General features: G+C 71.4%; 24 protein-coding genes. 20 read left to right on the top strand and 4 right to left on the bottom strand.

The genetic code is table 11. The features are described from left to right. Positions 1-75 precede the first annotated feature (75 nt). Both B042_RS22845 and B042_RS0110920 read left to right on the top strand, forming a co-directional pair. A complete protein-coding gene (locus B042_RS22845; RefSeq protein ID WP_081748727.1) occupies positions 76-675 on the top strand; it encodes an RDD family protein in 600 nt (199 codons plus the stop codon). 108 nt (positions 676-783) lie between these two features. Continuing rightward, positions 784-1,176: a Rieske (2Fe-2S) protein gene (locus B042_RS0110920; protein WP_028648318.1), complete on the top strand. Its 393-nt coding sequence runs from the start codon at positions 784-786 to the stop codon at positions 1,174-1,176. A 64-nt stretch (positions 1,177-1,240) separates the two neighbouring features. Here B042_RS0110920 and B042_RS22840 read toward each other — a convergent pair whose 3' ends face one another. Then, the gene (locus B042_RS22840; RefSeq protein WP_036554661.1) at positions 1,241-2,386 is read right to left on the bottom strand and encodes a mechanosensitive ion channel family protein; all 1,146 of its coding nucleotides are present in this window, start codon (positions 2,384-2,386) and stop codon (positions 1,241-1,243) included. 176 nt (positions 2,387-2,562) lie between these two features. Here B042_RS22840 and B042_RS22835 point away from each other — a divergent pair, with 176 nt between their 5' ends. The 11 genes from B042_RS22835 to B042_RS25670 all read left to right on the top strand — a co-directional run bounded on the left by B042_RS22835 (position 2,563) and on the right by B042_RS25670 (position 13,611). Then, positions 2,563-3,462 carry a helix-turn-helix domain-containing protein gene (locus B042_RS22835; RefSeq protein ID WP_051415628.1) on the top strand — a complete coding sequence of 300 codons (900 nt, stop codon included), beginning with the start codon at positions 2,563-2,565 and terminating at the stop codon, positions 3,460-3,462. A 195-nt stretch (positions 3,463-3,657) separates the two neighbouring features. Beyond that, complete coding sequence (uvrC, locus tag B042_RS0110905) at positions 3,658-5,649, top strand: excinuclease ABC subunit UvrC (RefSeq protein WP_028648317.1); 1,992 nt, start codon at positions 3,658-3,660, stop codon at positions 5,647-5,649. After that, on the top strand, positions 5,646-6,530 hold the full coding sequence (gene rapZ, locus B042_RS0110900; RefSeq protein ID WP_028648316.1) for an RNase adapter RapZ: 885 nt from the start codon (positions 5,646-5,648) through the stop codon (positions 6,528-6,530). The genes uvrC and rapZ overlap by 4 nt, the downstream gene beginning before the upstream one ends. A gap of 127 nt (positions 6,531-6,657) precedes the next feature. Further along, positions 6,658-7,635 (top strand): uridine diphosphate-N-acetylglucosamine-binding protein YvcK, encoded by a 978-nt coding sequence (yvcK, locus tag B042_RS0110895; RefSeq protein WP_028648315.1) that lies wholly within the window; start codon positions 6,658-6,660, stop codon positions 7,633-7,635. Positions 7,636-7,878: 243 nt separating this feature from the next. Continuing rightward, a complete protein-coding gene (whiA, locus tag B042_RS0110890) occupies positions 7,879-8,859 on the top strand; it encodes a DNA-binding protein WhiA (RefSeq protein WP_028648314.1) in 981 nt (326 codons plus the stop codon). Positions 8,860-9,186: 327 nt separating this feature from the next. Beyond that, positions 9,187-10,191, top strand: coding sequence for a type I glyceraldehyde-3-phosphate dehydrogenase (gene gap, locus B042_RS0110885; protein ID WP_028648313.1), 1,005 nt, complete (start codon positions 9,187-9,189; stop codon positions 10,189-10,191). Positions 10,192-10,318: 127 nt separating this feature from the next. Then, on the top strand, positions 10,319-11,503 hold the full coding sequence (locus tag B042_RS0110880) for a phosphoglycerate kinase (RefSeq protein ID WP_028648312.1): 1,185 nt from the start codon (positions 10,319-10,321) through the stop codon (positions 11,501-11,503). A 38-nt stretch (positions 11,504-11,541) separates the two neighbouring features. After that, positions 11,542-12,318: a triose-phosphate isomerase gene (gene tpiA / locus B042_RS0110875; protein WP_028648311.1), complete on the top strand. Its 777-nt coding sequence runs from the start codon at positions 11,542-11,544 to the stop codon at positions 12,316-12,318. A gap of 294 nt (positions 12,319-12,612) precedes the next feature. After that, complete coding sequence (gene secG / locus B042_RS0110870) at positions 12,613-12,846, top strand: preprotein translocase subunit SecG (RefSeq protein ID WP_028648310.1); 234 nt, start codon at positions 12,613-12,615, stop codon at positions 12,844-12,846. A gap of 77 nt (positions 12,847-12,923) precedes the next feature. Continuing rightward, positions 12,924-13,295, top strand: a complete 372-nt coding sequence (locus tag B042_RS0110865; RefSeq protein ID WP_081748726.1) for an RNA polymerase-binding protein RbpA — start codon at positions 12,924-12,926, stop codon at positions 13,293-13,295. Positions 13,296-13,464: 169 nt separating this feature from the next. Continuing rightward, positions 13,465-13,611 (top strand): hypothetical protein, encoded by a 147-nt coding sequence (locus B042_RS25670; RefSeq protein ID WP_155989018.1) that lies wholly within the window; start codon positions 13,465-13,467, stop codon positions 13,609-13,611. On the opposite strand, the gene B042_RS0110855 is transcribed toward B042_RS25670, so the two are convergent. Beyond that, positions 13,590-13,853, bottom strand: coding sequence for a hypothetical protein (locus tag B042_RS0110855; protein WP_028648308.1), 264 nt, complete (start codon positions 13,851-13,853; stop codon positions 13,590-13,592). The two genes, B042_RS25670 and B042_RS0110855, sit on opposite strands and share 22 nt — an antisense overlap. Before the next feature lie 122 nt (positions 13,854-13,975). Between B042_RS0110855 and B042_RS0110850 the strand changes: the two genes are divergently transcribed. The 4 genes from B042_RS0110850 to B042_RS0110835 all read left to right on the top strand — a co-directional run bounded on the left by B042_RS0110850 (position 13,976) and on the right by B042_RS0110835 (position 16,669). Beyond that, a complete protein-coding gene (locus tag B042_RS0110850; protein WP_028648307.1) occupies positions 13,976-14,656 on the top strand; it encodes a hypothetical protein in 681 nt (226 codons plus the stop codon). Between the two features lie 83 nt (positions 14,657-14,739). Next, positions 14,740-15,000: a hypothetical protein gene (locus B042_RS0110845; RefSeq protein WP_028648306.1), complete on the top strand. Its 261-nt coding sequence runs from the start codon at positions 14,740-14,742 to the stop codon at positions 14,998-15,000. Beyond that, complete coding sequence (locus tag B042_RS0110840; RefSeq protein WP_028648305.1) at positions 14,997-15,398, top strand: type II toxin-antitoxin system VapC family toxin; 402 nt, start codon at positions 14,997-14,999, stop codon at positions 15,396-15,398. The genes B042_RS0110845 and B042_RS0110840 overlap by 4 nt, the downstream gene beginning before the upstream one ends. Positions 15,399-15,574: 176 nt before the next feature. Then, positions 15,575-16,669 carry a GNAT family N-acetyltransferase gene (locus tag B042_RS0110835; RefSeq protein ID WP_028648304.1) on the top strand — a complete coding sequence of 365 codons (1,095 nt, stop codon included), beginning with the start codon at positions 15,575-15,577 and terminating at the stop codon, positions 16,667-16,669. A 108-nt stretch (positions 16,670-16,777) separates the two neighbouring features. Here B042_RS0110835 and B042_RS0110830 read toward each other — a convergent pair whose 3' ends face one another. Continuing rightward, positions 16,778-17,041, bottom strand: a complete 264-nt coding sequence (locus B042_RS0110830) for a hypothetical protein (protein WP_028648303.1) — start codon at positions 17,039-17,041, stop codon at positions 16,778-16,780. A gap of 320 nt (positions 17,042-17,361) precedes the next feature. Here B042_RS0110830 and B042_RS22830 point away from each other — a divergent pair, with 320 nt between their 5' ends. Beyond that, positions 17,362-17,736, top strand: a complete 375-nt coding sequence (locus tag B042_RS22830; RefSeq protein WP_369797692.1) for a DUF485 domain-containing protein — start codon at positions 17,362-17,364, stop codon at positions 17,734-17,736. Continuing rightward, complete coding sequence (locus B042_RS0110820) at positions 17,733-19,520, top strand: cation acetate symporter (protein ID WP_028648302.1); 1,788 nt, start codon at positions 17,733-17,735, stop codon at positions 19,518-19,520. Before B042_RS22830 ends, B042_RS0110820 begins: the two co-directional genes overlap by 4 nt. A 32-nt stretch (positions 19,521-19,552) precedes the next feature. Here B042_RS0110820 and B042_RS0110815 read toward each other — a convergent pair whose 3' ends face one another. Further along, the gene (locus tag B042_RS0110815) at positions 19,553-20,575 is read right to left on the bottom strand and encodes a hypothetical protein (RefSeq protein WP_028648301.1); all 1,023 of its coding nucleotides are present in this window, start codon (positions 20,573-20,575) and stop codon (positions 19,553-19,555) included. A 119-nt stretch (positions 20,576-20,694) separates the two neighbouring features. On the opposite strand from B042_RS0110815, the gene B042_RS0110810 reads away from it, so the two are divergent. Continuing rightward, on the top strand, positions 20,695-21,234 hold the full coding sequence (locus B042_RS0110810) for a DUF1697 domain-containing protein (RefSeq protein WP_028648300.1): 540 nt from the start codon (positions 20,695-20,697) through the stop codon (positions 21,232-21,234). The last annotated feature ends 73 nt before the right edge of the window (positions 21,235-21,307 follow it).

The following is a 21,307-nucleotide window of genomic DNA, read 5'->3' as shown; positions in this document are numbered from 1 at the left end:
GCCGGGGGCCGGCGGGCGCGGCGGATACAGTCACGTGGGAAGGCACTCCCACCGCATCGGAGATCGGACACGGTGATGAACGCTTCCCTCTCGGAGGACCCCCGGGGAACGGGGCGGCGGAACGGGAACGGTGGCACACGGCCCGGACCGCCCCCCGGGCAGGAGGGGGGCCTCCGCTATCCACTGGCGTCCCTGCAGGCCCGCGCGCTGGCACGCGGGATCGACCTCGTCGTCGCGGCGCTGCCGGCGCTGCTGGTCGCCGCCCTGCTCGCCCTGGCCTGGACCGGGCTCCGGGTCCTGGCCGGCGGGAGCCCGTGGGACGCGGAGGGCCGCTACCGGATCATGCTCGGCGTCGTCTTCTTCGTCCTGTACACCGGGTACGAGACGGTCGCCCTGGTCCGCTTCCAGCGGACGCTGGGCAAGCGCTGGACCGGTCTGCGGGTGGCACCCGCCTCCGGGGAGGGCCGCCTCGGCCCGCTGCCCGTCGCGGCGCTCACCGTTCGCGCCGCGGTGTTCGCCCTGCCCGGTCTGCTTCTCTTCCTTCCGCCGCCGCTGTGGTGGCTGCTGCTGGCCGCCGTGGTCGGGATCACCGGGGGCGCGGCCGCCGGGGACCGCCCGAACCGCCAGGGCGTCCACGACAAGGTGGCCGGAACCGTGGTGCTCCACGTGGGCTGAGCGGTTGCGGGGGCCGGTTCGGGCACCCGCCGTCTACTACTACAGTTCGTAGTGTTGTACGTGTCTGCGCGGATGGGAGCGGTCGTGGGGAGAACGTGTGAGTGCGGGATGAGCAGGCGCCGACTGCTCGGTGCCGCCGGGGCCGCCGCTGCGGTCACGGCCGCTTCCGCCTGCGCGGGAGAGGTGCCCAAGCCCCAGGACGTACGGCGCGGCCAGGTGATCGGACAGACCACCGACGTCCCCGTCGGCACCGGTACCGTCTTCAACAACAGCAAACTCGTCGTCACCCAGCCCGAGGAGGGCGTGTACAAGGCCTTCGGTGCCTCCTGTACGCACGGCGGGTGCACCGTGCAGGAGGTGGACGAGGAGGCCATCGGCTGCCTGTGCCACGGCAGCCGGTTCGACATCGTCACCGGAGAACCCCTCGTCGGCCCGGCCACCGAGCCGCTGGAGCCGTTCACCGTCACCGTCGACGGCACCGACATCGTCCTCGACGACTGATCCGCCCCGGCCGTGCACCGGCGGAAGGCGGCCCCGGAGCACTCCGGGGCCGCCTTCCCGGGGATCAGTTCTCGCTGCCGTCCGAGATACCGCCGCGCTGGGTGCCCGCACCGCTCGGTTCGCGGACCGGGCGCCGGAACGCCGACTCGGGGAAGGTACTGGCGTAGGGCGCCTCCCCGCTCTCGGAGATGAACTCGGTCCGGTGGCGGGGCAGGGACAGGGGGTGGTGCTCGGCCAGCCACGTCACCAGGTGCTCGCGGATCTGGACGGCGAGGTTCCAGTGGGCTCCGGAGTCGGCGACGGTGGCCACCACGCGCACGACGACCTCACCGGTGGGCGTGATGTCGACCACCTGGCAGGACCAGTTGCGCCCGTCCCAGTGCTCGTTGGCGGTGATGAAGCGCCCGGCCTCCTCGCGGACCTGCTCGACGGGCACCTCCCAGTCGAGCGGGAGCCGGACCTGCGTGGTGAGGTCCGTGCCGCTCTTGGTCCAGTTCTCGAAGGCCATGGTGGTGAAGTTGGCCACGGGGACCACCAGGCGGCGCTCGTCCCAGATCTTCACGGTCACGTTGACCAGGCTCAGCTCCTCGATCCGGCCCCACTCGCCCTTGACGACGACCACGTCGCCGATGCGCAGGGCGTCGCTGAAGGCGAGCTGGAGTCCGGCGAACAGGTTGGCCAGAGTGGCCTGGGCGGCCACGCCGGCGACGATGCCGATGATGCCGGCCGAGGCCAGCAGCCCGGCACCGAGTGCGCGCACCTCGTCGAAGGTGAACAGGATGGCGGCGATCGCCAGGATGACGATGATGGAGGTGATCACCCTGCGCAGCAGCCGAAGCTGGGTCTGGAGGCGCCTGGCGCGGCGGTCGGCGTCGCCGTTCGAGGCCGAGAGCCGGTCCAGGATCATGTCCGTGGCCGCGTGCGACAGGCTGACGCCCAGACCCGTCAGGGAGGCGATCATCAGGATGCGCATGGCGTGCTGGATGGTCTGGTAGGTGCTCCAGCCCACCTCGGTGATCTCGGGCATGGCCATGTTCGCGCCGATGACCGCCGCGGCGAAGTAGGCCGTGACGGAGGACCTCTCGACGATGAATCGGGCGTGGGGCCAGACCCTGCTGACCTGGCGGTACAGCAGCCAGTGCGCCAGCGCCACGATGAGGAGGGCGACGGCGACGGCGACGCCGATCGCGATCCATTGCTCAGCAGACACGACGGAGAACCCCTAGTCGTTCGGGTCGGAGAGTTCTTCCCGCCCAACGTAGACCATGCCGAGACGCGTTCGTGACGTTGGGGGCGAGCGCATGACATGTCTTCGATGGCGCGCCGCGGGAAGCCGTGGGGGAGTACGCCGAGAACCAGAGGAACGTCTGGGGGAGGGGGCCTCCCATGCTGGCCGGCCGCAAGTACCGCCTCAGTCCCACGGCCGAACAAGCCGAGAGGGCGCAGGGGCTCGGCGACCTCTGCCGCTTGGCGTGCGGCACCGCCCTGGAACAGCGCCGGGAGTACCGGCGGCGCGGGGCAGGGATGAACTACGTCCGGCGTGCCGCCGAACTCGCCGATGCCAAGCGCGAGCACGCGTGGCTGCGCACCGCTCCCTCGCACGTCCTCCAGCAGGACCTCAAGGATCTCGACAAGGCATGCCGCACGCACGGCACGTTCGAGGTCCGCTGGCGCTCCGGGGCCCGCTGGAACCCCTCGTTCAGGTTCCCCGCCGCGAACCTCATCACCACCGAGCGGCCCAACCGCAGGTGGGGCCGCGCGAAGCTGCCCAAGCTGGGCTGGGTCGCCTTCCGCCGGTCCCGCCGTCCCTGCGGGGAGATCCGCTCCGCGACGGTGTCCCGCAAGGCCGGGCACCGGTACGTCTCCTTGCTCGTGGAGGACCGTGCCCCCGTCTCCGAGCACCACGCGGGCACGCCCGTCGGTGTCGACGGGGGCGCTGGCGTCGCGGCGACCACGAGCACCGGGGACTTCCGCGACCGCGAGTGCGTCACCAGCGGGGAGAAGGCCCGGTACCGGTGTCTTCAGCGGAGTCCCGCCCGTTCGGAGAAGGGCTCGGCGAACCGCCGCGGGATCCTGGCCGCGATGAGCCGGATCCTGGGCGGGGTCACCGACCGGCGTGCCGACTCGACCGCGTGGACGCGAAGAACCGCGAGAGCCGAGCGGTCTTCGTGTGCACGGCCTGCGGCCACCGGGACCACGCCGATGCGAACGCGGCGAAGAACGTCCTCAGCTCCGCAGGGCATGCGGTGCCAGCCCGTGGAGACCTCGCCGTTGGGCGGTCGGTGAAGCAGGAACTTCCGGGGCCCCGCGAGGCAGTACCGGTCCGGCTCGCTTTCGAGCTGGTTGGAATCCCCCGGCTCTAGCCGTGGGGAGGAAGTCGAATGGCCTTGGTCCCCTCCGGAGGAGGGGGAGGCCACCCGCGATCTGCCGGCACCCGGGAATCGGTGGCCGGATGTCCGTGGGAGCGACGAGAATGGGGCCATGGCTGCGACACCTCACCTGCGCCCCGCACCCGGATCCATCCCGCGCGACCCGGGGGTCTACCGCTTCCGTGACGCCTCGGGGCAGGTCATCTACGTCGGCAAGGCCAAGGACCTGCGGGCCCGGCTCTCCTCCTACTTCCGGGACTTCGCCGGTCTGCACCCGCGCACCCAGCAGATGGTCTCCACCGCCGCCGACGTCGACTGGACGGTCGTGTCCACCGAGGTGGAGGCGCTCCAGTTGGAGTACTCCTGGATCAAGGAGTACGACCCCAGGTTCAACGTCAGGTACCGCGACGACAAGAGCTACCCCTACCTCGCCGTGACCCTGGACGAGGAGTTCCCCAGGGTCCAGGTCATGCGCGGCGCCAAGCGCAGGGGCGTGCGCTACTTCGGCCCCTACTCCCACGCCTGGGCCATCCGGGAGACCGTCGACCTGCTGCTGCGGGTCTTCCCCGTGCGCACCTGTTCCAAGGGGGTGTTCCGCGACGCCCGCAACAGCGGACGCCCCTGCCTGCTCGGCTACATCGGCAAGTGCGCGGCCCCCTGCGTGGGCCGGGCCACCCCGGAGGAGCACCGGCGTCTGGCCGAGGACTTCTGCTCCTTCCTCGCCGGCGACACCGGGCGCTTCATCCGTGGACTGGAGTCGCGGATGGCCGAGGCCGCCCGGGACATGGAGTACGAGCGTGCCGCACGCCTGCGCGACGACATCCAGGCCCTGCGCGCCGCGCTGGAGAAGCAGGCGGTCGTCCTGCCCGACTCCACCGACTGCGACGTCGTCGCGATCGCCGACGACCAGCTCCAGGCCGCCGTGCAGGTCTTCCACGTGCGCGGCGGCCGGATCCGGGGGCAGCGGGGGTACGTGCTGGACAAGGTCTCCGATTCCGGCCCCGGCGAGCTGGTGGAGACCTTCCTGGGGCGCCTCTACGGTTCCGGGGACGAGGGCGCGGACGGCGGTGGCGCGGTCCCACGCGAGGTCCTGGTCTCCGACGCGCCCGCCGACGCGGAGGCCGTCGCCTCCTGGCTGTCGCAGCGGCGGGGGGCGGCCGTGGACCTGCGGGTGCCCCGCCGGGGGGACAAGAAGGACCTGATGGAGACCGTGGCCAAGAACGCCCGTGAGGCACTGGCCCGCCACAAGACCCACCGGGCCGGGGACCTGAGCACCCGCGGACGGGCCCTCAACGAGGTCCAGGAGGCCCTCGGCCTGCCCGAGGCACCGCTGCGCATCGAGTGCTACGACGTCTCCAACCTCCAGGCGGAGCACGTCGTGGCGTCCATGGTCGTCTTCGAGGACGGCCTGGCCCGCAAGTCCGAGTACCGGCGGTTCGGCATCCGCGGTGCCGCCGGCGGGGACCAGGGCGACGTCGCCGCCATGTACGAGGTGATCAGGCGCCGCTTCACGCGCTACCTCAGGGAGAGCGCCGAGGCGGGGGAGGTCGCCCGCATGGGCGGTGGCGGCGGCGACCCCTCGCGGGAGGACGGCCCGCGTCCCGGCAAGTTCGCCTACCCCCCTAACCTGGTGGTCGTGGACGGTGCCCGCCCCCAGGCCAGGGCGGCCAGGCGGGCGCTGGACGAACTCGGGATCGAGGACGTCGCCGTGTGCGGCCTGGCCAAGCGCCTGGAGGAGGTGTGGCTGCCCGACGACGAGGACCCGGTGATCCTGCCCCGGGCGGGGGAGGGGCTGTACCTGCTCCAGCGCGTGAGGGACGAGGCGCACCGCTTCGCGATCCAGTACCACCGCCAGCGGCGGGCCAAGGCGCTGACCGGGAGCGGACTGGACGACATGCCGGGCCTGGGCCCGGCGCGCAGAGCGGCGCTCATCAAGGAGTTCGGATCGGTCAGGCGCCTGGCCGCGGCCACGGAGGAGGAGATCGCCGGGGTCCCCGGCATCGGTCCCGTGCTGGCCGGGGCCGTGCACGCGCACCTGTCGGGAGAGGCGGACAGGGGCGGGGCGCCGACGGAGCAAGCCAACGACGGGGGAGGAGAGAGATGACGGTCGAACTGGGGGGCGAGCTGCCGCCCGAGGTGGTCATCGTCACCGGGATGTCCGGTGCGGGACGCAGTACGGCGGCCAGGGCTCTGGAGGACCTGGGCTGGTTCGTGGTGGACAACCTGCCGCCCGAGCTGCTGCCGACGATGATCGAGCTGGCCGGGCGCACCCACGGCGCGGTGCCCCGGGTCGCGGTTGTGGTGGACGTGCGCTCACTGGCCTTCACCGAGGACCTGCTGTCCACGGTGGAGGACCTGCGCCACCGCGCCATCAACGCACGCGTGCTCTTCCTGGAGGCGGGGGACCACGCCCTGGTCCGCCGCTTCGAGGGTGTGCGCCGCCGCCACCCGCTCCAGGGCGACGACCTGCTGACGGACGGGATCACACGGGAGCGGGAGACACTGCGGCCCGTCCGGGGCGACGCGGACCTGGTCATCGACACCTCCCAGCTCAACGTCCACCAGCTCAAGGCCCGCGTCGTCGGTTTCTTCGGGGAGCGGGACGAGGAGCGCCCGCGCGCCAACGTGGTCTCGTTCGGGTTCAAGCACGGCCTGCCCGTCGACGCCGACCTGGTGCTGGACTGCCGTTTCCTGCCCAACCCCCACTGGGTGCCCGACCTGCGGTCGATGAACGGCCGCGACGCCCCCGTGCGCGACTACGTCCTGTCCCGGGACGGAGCCAAGGAGATGGTCGAGGCCTACTCCGAGGTGCTCAGGCTCACGATCGAGGGCTACCAGCGCGAGGGCAAGCACTACATGACGCTCGCCGTGGGCTGCACGGGCGGCAAGCACCGCAGCGTGGCCATGTCCGAGCAGTTCGCCGAGCGGCTCCGTTCCCAGGGCGTGGACGTGCACGTCGTGCACCGCGATGTAGGGCGTGAGTAATCCCTGTATATGCGTGGTGTCTCACGTACGGTGAGCGAAATCGCCATTTGTAGCGCCTTCGCTTAGATTGGCCCGGTCACCGTCGGTGGCGATCGTGTACAGGGACGAGGGGCAGGCCGCAGTCGACATGTCGAAACGCAGGGTGTCGGAGGACGTCGAGGGGCAGCGTCCGCCACGGGTGGTCGCGCTGGGCGGCGGGCACGGCCTGCACGCCTCCCTGTCCGCGCTGCGTCGGGTGACCACCGACGTCACCGCCGTCGTCACCGTCGCCGACGACGGCGGTTCCAGCGGTCGGCTCCGCCGTGAGCTGGGCGTGCTGCCCCCGGGGGACCTGCGGATGGCGCTGGCCGCGCTGTGCGGCGACGACGACTGGGGCCACACCTGGAGCCAGGTCCTCCAGCACCGGTTCCGCTCCGAGGGCGAACTGCACGGGCACGCGGTCGGCAACCTGCTGATCGTGGCGCTCTGGGAACTGCTGGGCGACTCCGTGGCGGGCCTGGACTGGGTGGGGCAGTTGCTCGGGGCGCACGGGCGGGTGCTGCCGATGTCGTCGGTGCCCCTGGACATCGCCGCGGAGGTGGCCGGGATCGACGCGTCCCGGCCCGGGAAGCTGACCACGGTGCGGGGCCAGGTGGCGTGCGCGAGCACCAGCGGCCGGGTCCGCTCCATCTCCCTCATCCCCGAGGACCCGCCCGCCAGCCCGCAGGCGGTCAAGGCGGTGCGCGAGGCCGACTGGGTGGTCTTCGGTCCCGGTTCGTGGTTCACCAGCGTGCTGCCGCACCTGCTGGTGCCCGATCTCGCCCACGCCCTGGTCACCACCCGGGCCCGACGCCTGGTGGCGCTGAACCTCTCCCCGCAGAAGGGCGAGACCGAGGGGTTCCGGCCCGAGACCTACCTGGAGGTCCTGCACGAGCACGCGCCCAAACTCGGTGTGGACGTGGTTCTGGCCGACCGCGGGACCGTCGACGAGGTGGAGCCGCTCGAACACGTCGTGTGTCGGCTGGGCGGCCGCCTGGTCCTGGCCGACCTGGCGCGGGAGGACGGTACGCCCCGGCACGACGCCGAGCGCTTCGCCGTCGCGCTGGAGGGTGTCCTGGGCGGGTGAGACGGGCGGCCCCGCCGCCGGGACTGTTCGCGGAGCAATGGGATGCAACCGCCACGAAGCACGACACGCCGCCCTGCCAGCGGGATCGGGGCCCGGCGACACGCGGCGCGGGGGTCGGCAGCGAGCGCCCCGTCACGTAGTCTGCCACGAGGACGCCGAGCGTGGCGGGGCCACGGCGGCGCGGGCCGGCGCCCGGTGCGGGGACGCCGGAACGGCTCACTTCATAGGGGGAGGATCGCGGGGATGGCGATGACCGGCGTGGTGAAGGACGAGTTGAGCCGTCTGGTCATTCTCAAGCCATGCTGTCGCAAGGCGGAGGTGTCCACCATCCTGCGGTTCACCGGCGGCCTGCACCTGGTGGGCGGGCGGATCGTCATCGAGGCCGAACTCGACACCGGTATCGCCGCGCGCCGCCTGCGCAAGGACATCTCCGAGGTCTTCGGGCACGAGTCCGAGATGGTGGTCCTGTCCCCGAGCGGGCTGCGCAAGGGCAACCGGTACGTGGTCCGGGTGATCAGGGACGGCGAGTCCCTGGCACGGCAGACCGGCCTGGTTGACAACAACGGCCGTCCCGTGCGCGGGCTGCCGCGCCACGTGGTGGCGGGCGGTGCGTGCGACGCCGAGTCGGCCTGGCGCGGCGCGTTCATCGCGCACGGCTCCCTGACCGAGCCGGGGCGGTCGATGTCGCTGGAGGCCACCTGTCCCGGACCGGAGGCGGCGCTGGCCCTGGTCGGTGCGGCGCGTCGGCTCAAGGTGCACGCCAAGGCGCGCGAGGTGCGCGGCGTGGACCGGGTGGTGGTGCGCGACGGCGACTCCATCGGAGCCTTGCTGACGCTGCTGGGGGCGCACCAGAGCGTGCTGGCCTGGGAGGAGCGGCGCATGCGCCGGGAGGTCCGGGCCACGGCCAACCGGCTCGCCAACTTCGACGACGCCAACCTGCGGCGCAGCGCCCGCGCGGCGGTGGCCGCGGGGGCACGGGTGGAGCGGGCCCTGGAGATCCTGGGAGAGGAGGCCCCCCAGCACCTGGTGGCGGCGGGCAAGCTCCGCCTGGCGCACAAGCAGGCCTCCCTGGAGGAGCTGGGGCAGTTGTCGGTTCCACCTCTGACCAAGGACGCCATCGCGGGACGGATCCGCAGGCTCCTGGCGATGGCCGACAAGCGGGCGAGTGACCTGGGCATCGAGGGCACCGAGGCCAACCTCACCCCGGACATGCTCGTGCCCTGAGCGGCGGCGGCCCCGATGAAAGGGCCGCGGGCCTCCGCGGCGCGGTGTTCGACTTTGTGAGCTGCAAAAACCCCTGTACAACTCTTCACAATGGTCTAGACCTGTTGTGCGGTGGATGTCAGTATGGGAACGAGCCCACAAGGCCTGCCACGCGGTCGACCCGGGTCGGCAACCGCCGCCCCGCGGCCCTCCGCTAGGCTCTTCTGACAACACCTGGCGCGTGTTAACCCTGTTCAACGCGGTGACCTGCCCAGCCGGCGGCACACGCGGCGCAGAAGGTGGATGCGCGGGTGGAAATGATGTGCGACACATGAGGAGATTGGTTCCGTGACCATCCGTGTAGGCGTCAACGGCTTCGGTCGGATCGGCCGCAACTTCTGGCGCGCGGTCGCCGCCGGCGGCAGCGACATCGAGATCGTCGCCGTCAACGACCTCACCGACACGAAGACGCTCGCGCACCTGCTCAAGTACGACACCGTGCTCGGCTCCCTGAAGGAGGAGGTCGAGGTCGGAGAGGACTCCCTGCGGGTCGGCGACACGTCCTTCAAGGTCCTGGCCGAGCGCGACCCGGCCCAGTTGCCCTGGGCCGACCTGAACGTGGACGTGGTCATCGAGTCCACCGGCCGCTTCACCAAGGCCGAGGACGCGCGCAAGCACATCGAGGCCGGCGCCAAGAAGGTCATCATCTCCGCCCCGGCCAAGGGCGAGGACCTGACCATCGTCATGGGCGTCAACGACGACAAGTACGACGCCGCCCAGCACAACGTCGTCTCCAACGCCTCGTGCACCACCAACTGTGTGGCGCCCATGGCCAAGGTGCTCCTGGACTCCTTCGGCGTCCAGCAGGGCCTGATGACCACGGTGCACGCCTACACCAACGACCAGGTCATCCTGGACTTCCCCCACTCGGACCTGCGCCGTGCCCGCGCCGCCGCGCAGAACATCATCCCGACCACCACGGGCGCGGCCAAGGCCACCGCCCTGGTCATCCCCGAGCTCCAGGGCAAGCTGGACGGCATGGCCATGCGCGTCCCCGTGCCGGACGGCTCGGTGACCGACCTGGTCGTCACCCTGGACCGCGAGGTCACCAAGGACGAGGTCAACGCCGCGTTCAAGGCCGCCGCCGACGGTCCACTCAAGGACCTCCTGGTCTACACCGAGGACCCGATCGTCTCCTCCGACATCGTCGGTACCTCGCCCTCCTGCACCTTCGACGCGAGCCTGACCATGGCCTTTGGCAACCAGGTCAAGATCGTCGGCTGGTACGACAACGAGTGGGGCTACTCCAACCGCCTGGTCGACCTGGCCAAGTTGGTGGGCACCGGCCTGTAGAGGACGGACCGACCGAGCCCTCCGCACGCACGGCACCCCTTCGTCCGCCGCGAAGGGGTGCCGTGCGTGGGACCTGCCCGCCCCGCCCGGAGCGACGTCCGGGCCGACCTTCCCGAGGAGACCTGCCATGCGGACGATCGACGACCTCGACGTCTCCGGTAAGCGTGTGTTCGTCCGATCCGACCTCAACGTTCCCCTGGACGGCGATCGGATCACCGACGACGGCCGCATCCGAGCGGCCCTGCCCGTGATCGAGAAACTGCGCGCGCGCGGCGCGCGCGTCATCGTCGCGGCCCACCTGGGCCGCCCCAAGGGCGCCCCGGACCCGGTGTTCTCCCTGCGCCCCGTCGCGGCCCGCCTGGGCGAGCTGCTCGGCACCGACGTGGCCTTCGCCGCTGACACCGCAGGCGAATCGGCGCACGCCACCGCGGCCGCCCTCACCGACGGCCAGGTCGCGCTGCTGGAGAACGTGCGCTTCGAACCCGGTGAGACCAGCAAGGACGACGCCGAGCGCGGTGAGCTCGCCGACCGGTTCGCCCAGCTCGCCGACCTCTACGTCGGCGATGCCTTCGGGGCAGTGCACCGCAGGCACGCCAGCGTCTACGACCTGCCCGGCAGGCTCCCGCGCGCCGTCGGCGGCCTGGTCCTGACCGAGGTCGAGGTCCTGGAACGGCTCACCTCCGAGCCTCAGCGGCCCTATGCCGTCGCGCTCGGCGGGTCCAAGGTCTCCGACAAGCTCGGCGTCATCGACAACCTGCTCGGTACCGCCGACCGCCTGCTCATCGGCGGCGGGATGGTGTTCACCTTCCTCAAGGCCCAGGGCTTCGAGGTCGGTGCCAGCCTGCTGGAGGCCGACCAGCTCGACACGGTGCGCGGATACCTCGACCGCGCCGAGCGCGAGGGCGTGGAGATCGTCCTGCCCGTGGACGTCGTGGCCGCGGAGAAGTTCGCCGCCGACGCCCCCCACGCCGCGGTGGACGTCGACGCGATCCCGGCCGACCGCATGGGGCTGGACATCGGCCCCAAGAGCCAGGAGCTCTTCGCCTCGAAGATCGCCGACACCCGCACCGTGTTCTGGAACGGCCCGATGGGCGTGTTCGAGATGGAGCCCTACGCGGGCGGCACCCGTGCGCTGGCCGAGGCGCTCATCGGCTCCGGGGCCTTCACCGTGGTCGGCGGCGGGGACTCCGCCGCAGCCGTGCGCGCCCTCGGGTTCGACGAGGCGGCCTTCGGCCACATCTCCACTGGAGGCGGTGCGAGCCTGGAGTACCTGGAGGGCAAGGACCTGCCCGGTATCGACGTGCTCCGCTGACGCCCCCTTCACTCCAACCGAACCGACGGGAAGTGACCATGTCCCAGCGCCTGCCGCTCATCGCGGGCAACTGGAAGATGAACAACAACCACCTGGAGGCCATCGCGCTCGTCCAGAAGCTGGCCTTCGCCCTGAACGGTAAGGACCACGACAGCGTCGAGGTCGTCGTCCTCCCGCCGTTCACCGATCTGCGCAGCGTCCAGACGCTCGTGGACGGCGACAAGCTGCGCATCGGGTACGGCGCCCAGGACCTCTCCGCCCACGACAAGGGGGCCTACACAGGAGAGGTCTCCGGAGCGATGCTGGCCAAACTGGAGTGCTCCTACGTCCTGGCCGGCCACTCCGAGCGCCGCGAGTACCACGACGAGGACGACGCCCTGGTCAACGCCAAGGTCAAGGCGGCCTACCGGCACGGGCTCGTCCCGATCCTGTGCGTGGGCGAGGGCCTGGAGGTCCGCAAACGGGGCGCCCAGGTCGAGCACGTCCTGGCGCAGTTGGACGGAGCGCTGAAGGAAGTCACCGCAGAGCAGGCCGAGAAGCTGGTGGTGGCCTACGAGCCGGTATGGGCCATCGGTACCGGCGAGGTAGCCACCCCCGAGGACGCCCAGGAGGTCTGCGCCGCGGTCCGTGTGCGGCTGGGTGAGCTGTACTCACCCGAGCTCGCCGACCGGGTCCGGATCCTCTACGGTGGTTCGGTCAAGGGCGACAACGCCCCAGGCATCATGGCCCAGAAGGACGTCGACGGCGCCCTGGTCGGCGGTGCCTGCCTGAAGGCGGACGAGTTCGTCAAGGTGATCCGTTTCGGCGAGAGCTGAGGTCCGGAGCCCCGGCACGCCCCGTCCAGACGGGTGGAACCACCCGTCGCGGTGGGCGGGGTGCGCCACGGGGACGGCGATCAGGCTAGACTTCGTCCAGGGGTTTCCCGTGCCTCGCGGGCCAAGCCCCACCCGTGTCCGGCCAAGACACGGTAAAATCCGAAATCGTCCCGGCCTCCTCCTCACACGGACCGAGCCGGTCGGCCCGCTACCGCGGTGCCGCCGCAGGTGCGTGGGGGATGCGGGGCCGCGGTGTCCATCCCCCCGATTCGGGGTCGAACTACGGGTGAGCGTGTGACTCTCGGTCTGTCCATCTTCGTGATGGTTCTCAGTGTGCTGCTGATCTTCCTGGTGCTCCTGCACAAGGGCAAGGGCGGTGGCCTGTCCGACATGTTCGGCGGTGGCGTCACGTCCTCGCTCGGCGGGTCGTCGGTGGTCGAGCGCAACCTCGACCGCATGACGGTGGCCGTCGGCATCGTGTGGATCCTCTCCATCATCGTCCTTGGCGTCCTGTACAGCCGGGTGTAGCCGCCTCCCGTAGGGCCCCTCCACAGTCACGCTCGCCCGGATTCCCCCGGTGAGCGCGTTCGCCGAAGGAGTTTTTCGTGGGTAGTGGCAGTGCCATCCGTGGCAGCCGTGTCGGAGCAGGCCCCATGGGCGAGGCGGAGCGGGGCGAGGCCGCCCCTCGGATCCGGGTGTCGTTCTACTGCGCCAACCGTCACGAGGTCGTGCCCAGCTTCGCAAGTGAGGCGGCCGTCCCCGACGAGTGGGACTGCCCCCGGTGCGGCTTCCCCGCCGGCAAGGACCGGGCCAACCCCCCCTCGCCGCCGCGCACCGAGCCGTACAAGACCCATCTCGCCTACGTCAAGGAACGGCGCAGCGAGGAGGAGGGCAAGCTCATCCTCGACGAGGCGCTCGCCAAGCTCCGTGCCGACCGCGCCGCCGTCGAGGCGCACATGCAGGCGTCCCGGAACTAGGTCGCCCGGCTCGGGTCCGCCGCGGTTGCGGCCCCGGGCCCTTTCTCGGCCCAGAGTCGATCACTCAGGGTTTTCATGGCGATTCTCTGGGTTCGGGTTTCCCGCTTCGGAGGTGAAAGACGGAAGCACTTTCTCATTCCTGGGACCGGTGTGGTCTCTGAGAAATACAGTGACCGGCACCGACCCCGACAACCCCTTCGAGGAGATGGTGCCGATGTCCACCTGTCCGACCGGTGGCGACCACGATTGGATTCTCGGCGACGACCGCAAGTTCCAGTGCGCCAAGTGCGGAGCTCAGAGCGCACGGCGGTTCTGAGGGTCCCGGTTCCGTTCCGGCTGCACAGTGCTCCGTGCGGCGACCTCTTCCCCGTCCAGGGCATACCAGGTCACCGGCTCCCCCAGGGTCTCGGCGACGCCCTTGGCCCACCGATCGAGCGGGGCGAAACCGTCGGGGCCCTCCTCCAGGACCGTGCGTCCCTGATAGGACACACCGTCCAGGACGAGGACCTCCCCCCGGACCCGCAGTTCCGTGTCGTACTCGTGTGTCTTGCGTCTCATGGCATGGACTCTAGCGGGACCCGCGACCGATCCGCCGGGGATTCTCCCCACGCCCCGCTGCGGCTCAGGGACGCCGGTGCTCCGACGCGCGGAGCGCTGTGCGGAGTTGGGACAATGGGGGCATGTCTGCGCCCGAGCCCCCCGACGTTCCCGCCACGACGCACGCCCTGCCCTCGGACCTGTCCCATCGGCCCGCCAGCGTCTCCCACTTGAGGCGCTACGTCAGTCTGCGCGGCCCCAACACCAGGATGTGGATCGCCGCCGCCTACTTCTCCGCACTCCTCACCGCAGGGTTCGCCGCGGTGACGGGATCGCTGGTCTGGCACCTGATGACGGCGGACTACACCGTCGGCTCGGTGGCGCTGTGGGGCGCCGCCGCGGTGGTGATGGCTTTCCTGGGGCCCGTCGGCAACGTGTTCATGGTGCGGGGCCTTCCCCAGCGCATCACCCGCCAGGGCATCAGTGCCGACAGCGACGGGATCACGGTGCTCCAGGAGCGCAAGTGGTGGTTCCCCGGAGAGGGGACGTTCGTCGCCTGGCCGGAGATCCGGCGCGTACGCGAGGTGCGGGTGGGCGAGCGCAGGCCCCTCTACTTCATCGAGTTCGTCCTGGACACCCACCGGACCGACGCCGAACTGCCCAACTGGGCGGAGACCGCCGACGGCCTGGGGCTGGAACCGGAGGAGGCACCCACGCAGTTCTACGTCCAGGTGCCCTCGGCGGTCAAGGAGCGGATCCTGCGCATGGTCGAGTACACGGCCCCGCTGCCCTCGATCGTGGAGCGCACCCCGCCCCCGCGGTGACAGATGTCGGTTGGCGCTGAAATGGCGCCAAGAAGTCCTCTATTTTCGATCTATGTCGAGGATGCTTCAGCTATTATCGCGCCATGGGAGCTATTCAGGTCAAAGACGTTCCGGACGAGGTCAGAGAGATCCTGGCTGCGGAAGCCCGGCGATCGGGGCAGTCACTCCAGACGTACGTGCTCGCCGTGTTGGAGCGTGAGGCGCGCTTCGCCCGCAATCGGCAGGTAGTCGAACAGACGCCTCTGCCGGGAGCCGCTCTGAGCATGGACGAGATCGTCGCGGCGGTCCGCGCCGCTCGCGGTGACGACGTGTCGGGCGGTGACGGGAAGAGCGGTGTCGCGTGATCGTCGTCGACACTTCTGTCTTGATCGATCTCTACTTGGGAACACCGAGCCGTTCTACCGCCGCAGTACGTCGGGTGCTCGGTGCCGACAGTGAGTGGTACGCCCCCAGCCACCAGCCCGTCGAGTTCCTCAACGCGCTCAGGGGGCTTGTGCTCGGGCGGAAGGTGCCCATCGGTGACGCTGAAGCCGCACGCAAACTCTATTCCCTGCAAGCGATCTCCCATGTGGAGCCCGTCAGGGAAGTCGCTGACCGGATCTGGGAACTGCGATCCAATCTGACGGCCTACGACGCGGCCTACGTCGCGGTGGCCGAAGCCCTGGACTGTGCTCTGGTGACCGGTGACGCTCGTCTGGTCGCGGCGCCGGGGCTCCGGTGCGAGGTGCGCGTCCTCCGCTAGCGCACTCAGGTGAACGGCGTGTCACGGGGGCGCGCACGGCGGCTCGGGAACTCAACGGTGGCCTAACATCCCCGAAACGCGGGTCGGCGATGGTAATACCACGTCGGTGCGCACCCCGCCGCCACGGCCCGACGACGCGTCGTGGCGGCGGGGACATCCACTGGGAGGGAGCGCCTGTGGGCCTGTGGAGGATCAGGACGACGGTCGAGGATCGCCCGGGGGAGCTGGCCGGCATCGTCGACGCCCTCGCCCGGTGCGGCGGCAACATCGTCGGGCTCTCCATCCACACCGACGTGTCGGGCGTGGTCGACGAGTTCGTCGTGGACCTGCCCGGGGACCACGTCCGGGCCGTGGACGCGGTCGCCGAGCGCTGCCCCTCCGGCAAGACGAACGCGGTCCCCGCCCTCCGGCGCGAGGTCGGTGACGACGTCACCCGGGCCCTGCTCCTCACCGCCCGGTTGAGGGCGCACCCCAACGCGCTGCCCGACGCGCTCGCTGATCTGCTGTTGGCCGACGAGGCCTGCTGGACCAATCTGACCAGCCAGGACGAGGTCGCGGACACGGCGGTCGGCACCGTGATGCTCGTCCCGGTAGGCCCCCTGCGCGGGGTGCTCGTGCGCCGCCGGTCACGTCCCTTCACCTGGACCGAGAACAGTCGCGCCGACGCGCTGGTCCGCTCCGTGATGCCCTCGGCCGGGCCGGTGCCCACCGAGCGGACCGTGTCCACGGCCGACGGTGTGGAACTGTCCCTGCGGCAGGTACGGGACGCTGACCTGCCCGCCCTGGACGGCCTGCACCGGCGCTGCTCGCCCGAGACGGTGCGCGGCAGGTACTCCACGGGTATGCGGGAGTTGAGCCCGCACATGCGTCAGGTCTTCTGTGATCCCGAGCGCGGGCTGACGCTGGCGGTGCGGCCCCACGGCCGCGAGGAGCCCGTGGCGCTCGGGCACCTGATGTACACGCTCGACCCCGGCGTGGGGGAGATCGCCCTCATGGTGGAGGACGCCTGGCAGGGGCACGGTGTGGGCACGGCCCTGGCCCGGGCCCTGACGGCCACCGCCGCCGACTGGGGGCTGGCTGAGCTGAGGGCGGAGACCACCCTGTCCAACACCGCCATGCTGCGCGTCATGCGCCACCTGGGCGCGTCGGTGCGTCCGTCGGGCGGGGCGCAGGTGCACGCGCGGGCACCGGTCGTCGAGGCGCTCCAGTTCGGCACCCGCGGCGGTCAGCGGCGTGGCGGCCAGGTCGCGCGGCTGATGGGGCAGGGATAGCGGCTACCGGGGAAAGACGCGGGGGTCGGCGGTCACTGGGGGGTGCCGCCGACCCCCGCCCGTCTGTGGCGCGGTGAGGCCGTCTTCCGGGCGGGGCCCTGCTTTCTCTTACTCGTCCGACGCGGAGGCCGACTCGTCGTCCGCGGCGGGGGCCGGAGACGCGGCCTTCTTGGCACGGCGCTTCTTCACCGGGCGCGAGTAGTCCACGAGCGGCTCGAAGCGGGCCTCGTGCTCCTTGGCGCACTCGCCGCAGGCGTCGACCTCGCGGACCGTGCCCTCCCAGGCGAACTGGATGACCTCAGTCGCCTCGACCTTCTCCTCGCTGACAGCGTGGGGGTCGCAGTACTTGAGCGTGAAGACCTCGGTGACCACGGCGGGGATTTCCCTTCGGTATCGCGTGAACAGTGCGGACCCCGTAATCATACACCTGTACGAACGCGGAGGGCCGGGCGTGCGCCAGGGCTCGCCGTACGGGATGCGGGGTCCGTCCGAGCCTAGCGAAGTCCGGGCGCTGCCGCGTACCGCGCGTGTGCGTCCGCCCTGCAAGGGCGCGTGTCGCGGTCGGCCCCGCGTCGGTTCCGGCACTCCTGCGGCTGTGGGCGACCGAATTTGTGCGTTCGGTGAACACGGAGCGGGCGCCGTGGCTATCGTGTTGCCCACTTTCGACGGAGAGCCAACAAGGGGGGTAGGCCGTGGTCGAGTACATGGAGGGCGCCCGGAGCCGGGCCGACACGGGGAGCGTGAGCGAGCGCGTGTCGGCGGACCCGGCGTTCGTCAGGTTGCGCAGGAGGTTCGCCCTGAACGCGGGCCTGCTGGTGGCCGGGCTCCTCGTGAGCTACACGCTCTACCTGCTGCTCTCGGCCTACGCCCGTGACCTCATGGGGGTCAGGGTCGTCGGCTCCGTCAACGTGGCCCTGCTCCTGGGGATCGGCCAGTTCGCAGTGACGTTCGCCCTCGCATGGGCCTTCGGCCGTGTCTGCGAGCGCGGCACCGATCCGCTCGCGGAGCGGATCCGCGACCGGGTGCGCGACGAGGAGACCGTCACCGGCCGGGTGGTCGGCCGATGAACACGCCCCCCGTTCACAGAGCCCTCGCGGGCGGTGCCGCCACGGGGGACGGCACCGCCCCCGGACCCGCCGCACCGGACTGGGCGGCCGACCTCGGATCGGTCCTGGGCGACCGCTTCGGGGCCGCGCACGCCTGGACGATCGCCCTGTGCGCGCTCTTCGTCCTGGCCACGCTGGTCATCACTGTCAGGGCCCGGCGCACCACCCGCGGCGCGGTCGACTTCTACGCCGGAGGGCGCGGCTTCTCCAGCACCCAGAACGGGCTGGCGCTGACCGGCGACTACCTGTCGGCCGCCTCGTTCCTGGGCATTGCCGGGATGATCTCGCTGCGCGGATACGACGGTTTCCTGTACTCGGTCGGCTTCCTCGTCGCCTGGCTGCTGGTGCTGCCGATGGCCCAGCTCACCCGCAACACCGGCCGCTACACCATGGCGGACCTGCCCGCCTTCCGCCTGCGCCGGATGCGGGTCCGCCTGGCCTGCACTGTCTCCACGGTCACCGTCTGCGTGTTCTACCTCGTCGCGCAGATGGTCGGCGCGGGCGCCCTCACCGCGGTGCTGCTTGGGCTGCACGAGGGCGGCACGTTCCTCGGGGTGGGTGCCGACCAGGCCCGGTCCGGGGCGATCGTGCTCGTGGGCGTGCTCATGATCGTCTACGTCATGTACGGCGGGATGAAGGCGGCCACGTGGCTGCAGATCATCAAGGCGGTGGTCCTGCTGGCCGCCACCGGGCTGCTCACCGCCATGGTCCTGGCCCTGTTCTCCTTCAACCCCAGCGCCCTGCTGTCGGAGGCCGCCGGGGCCAGCGGTCACGGGCAGGCCTTCCTCGAACCGGGGCTCCACCTGGGGGTGGACGTGCCTGGGGACGCGGCGGCGACGCTGTTCAACAAGCTCGACCTGATCAGTCTCGGCCTGGCCCTGGTCCTGGGCACCGCCGCGCTGCCGCACATCCTGATCCGCTTCTACACGGTCCCCGACGGGCGCTCGGCACGCGCCTCGGTCAACCGCACCATCGTCATGGTCGGGGTGTTCTACCTGATGACGCTCGCTCTGGGCTTCGGCGCGGCGGCGCTGGTGGGCTCCGAGCGGATCCTGGCGCTGGACCCCTCGGGCAACAGTGCCGTGCCGATGCTCGCCGAGGAGCTGGGCGGGCGTGCCGCAGGTCCGGCGGGTGCCGCCGTGCTGCTCGCGCTGATCTCCGCCGTGGCGCTGGCCACGATCCTGGCCGTGATCGCCAGCCTCACCCTGGCCTCGTCGACCTCCATCGCGCACGACCTGTTCGGCCACGTCCTCATGTGGGGGCGTCCCCGGGAGTCGCAGGAGGTGTCCGTGGCGCGCTTCTCCGCGTGCGTGATCGGGGGCGTGGCCATCCTGCTGGCCATCCGCGCGCAGGAGATGAACGTCGCCTTCCTCGTGGGCCTGGCCTTCGCCATCGCCGCCGCCGCGAACCTGCCCGTCATCGTGCTGACGATGTTCTGGCGCCGCTTCAACACCCGGGGAGTGGAGTGGGGCATCTACGGGGGGCTGTCCTGCACACTGGCGCTCATGCTCTTCTCCCCGGTGATGTCGGGCACGACCGACCCGCTGACCGGGGAGAACCTGTCGGTGCTGCCCGCGTCGATCGACATCCAGTTCGTTCCTCTGGAGAACCCGGCGCTGATCGCGGTGCCCTTCGGGTTCCTGTGCGCCATCGTCGGCAGCCTGCTCTCTCCGGAGCGCAACACGGCCCGTTTCACCGAGTTGCGGGTGCGTTCACTCACCGGGTGGGGGACCGAGGGCCGGTGACGGCGGGGCCGGCCCGGCGGTACGGGTCGCGGTCAGGCTCCGCGCCGAGCGGCCTCGGCCATGCCGCGGGCCACGTCGTGCAGCAGGTCGGGGATCTCCTCGGCGCCGCGGGCCATCCGGTCCCAGGCTCGCGCTCCCCGGTCGAGCTGTTCGCGGGGGCTCGTCACCGTGACGCCCGCCGCGCCCTTGCGGGCCCGCCGCTGCTCGCGGCGGTAGGAGCCGCGGACGGCCCAGAACGCCAGGGCCACCAGGGGCCGCGCGAACGGTCCGCGCCCCCGGGCCCGCAGCGTGGCGGTTACGTCCCACCGGCCGTCCGTGCGGGTGGTGGGGGAGAGGTCGGCCTCGATGTCGGCCAGCGCGTGGGCCGCGGTCAGCCGTACCGGGGCGGGCCCGGTGCGGCCCGTCAGGGCCGCGTACCAAGCGGTGGTGTCGATCGTGAGTGAGCCGCGCGCCGAGCGCAGCCACGCGCCCCGGCCGGGCAGGCGGACCTTGACGGTCAGGGCCAGGGTGCCTGCCACCGCGTCGTGGGCGGCCGTCCCCGACGTCACCGGCGGTGTGCCGCCGCCGACCCGGTCGGGCATGGCGAACTCCAGCGCGCTGGTGCCCTCCGGATCCCATGAGGTGATGGTCAGCCCCGTGCTGGTCCACCCCTGCCGCTCGTAGACCGGCTCTACCGGCACGCCCCCGGGGGAGAGTTCGGAGACGAGGTAGTGGCTCCGGGGCTCCAGGTGGCGCCCGGACTGGAGCTGGAGCGCCGTGGTGGAGGCCTCGATGGCCAGCTCCTCCGCCTCCGCCGGGTCCTCGACCCCCTCGCGCAGGCGTTCGGCGGCGGCGCGGCGGCGCTCGCGGTTGCTCCGTGCCACCGCGCGGTCGACCAGCCCCAGGCGGTCGGCGCGCTCCTCCCAGCGGTCGACAACGGCCTCGTCGGGGGTGATCAGCCACCCCCTTCCGTCGAACCCGCACGCGCGGGCGACCGCGTGCGCGGCGGTGACGGAACGGACCACCGCCCCGTGGTCCACGGGTGCGAGGTCGAAGGTGTGGCTCAGGCGGGGCAAGTCGGCTCCGGTGTCGTGGTCGGGTCGCGCGGGCTCTGGTCCGCACGCGCACCAGAGTATGCGGCGCACGGCCGCGAGTCCCCGCGGCGGGTGCCCCTCCGGGGGCGCGATGCCGCACAATGGCGTGTATGACGAGGTACGTCGCGCTGTTGCGCGGAGTCAACGTGGGGGCGCACCGCCGGATCGCCATGGCCGATCTGCGTTCGCTCCTGACCGGACTCGGCTACACCGGTGTGGCCACACACCTTCAGAGCGGGAACGCGGTCCTGGAGGCCGGGGGCGCCGGTCCCGACGCGGTGGCCGCGGCGATCCGCGGTGCCGTTCTCGACGGGCTCGGCCACGACGTGCCGGTCGTGGTGCGCACGGCGCGGCGGTGGCGCGCGGCGGTGGCGGCCAACCCGCTGGAGGTCCCCGACCCCTCGCGGTTCCTGGTGCTGTTCTCCTCCCAGGCCTGGGACACGGAGGCGCTGGGCGCGGTCGACCTGTCCGCCTACCCGCACGAGCGCCTCGCCTTCACCGCGACGGAGGTCTACACCGGCCACCGCGACGGGGTCCGCTTCGCCGCGCTCCCGGACGCGGTCGCTGGATGCACCACCGGCGCCGTCACCGCCCGGAACTGGCGGACCGTGGTCCGCCTCCTGGAGATGGTGGAACGCTGAACGCCCCGGTTCGGGGCATTCTGTCCGACTGTCCGAGAGTAGTCCTCGGTGAACCGAGGACGGCGCGTGCCGT

The organism is Nocardiopsis sp. CNT312 (genome assembly GCF_000515115.1).
Classification (GTDB): domain Bacteria; phylum Actinomycetota; class Actinomycetes; order Streptosporangiales; family Streptosporangiaceae; genus Nocardiopsis.
This window is presented reverse-complemented; position numbering and strand designations above follow the sequence as displayed.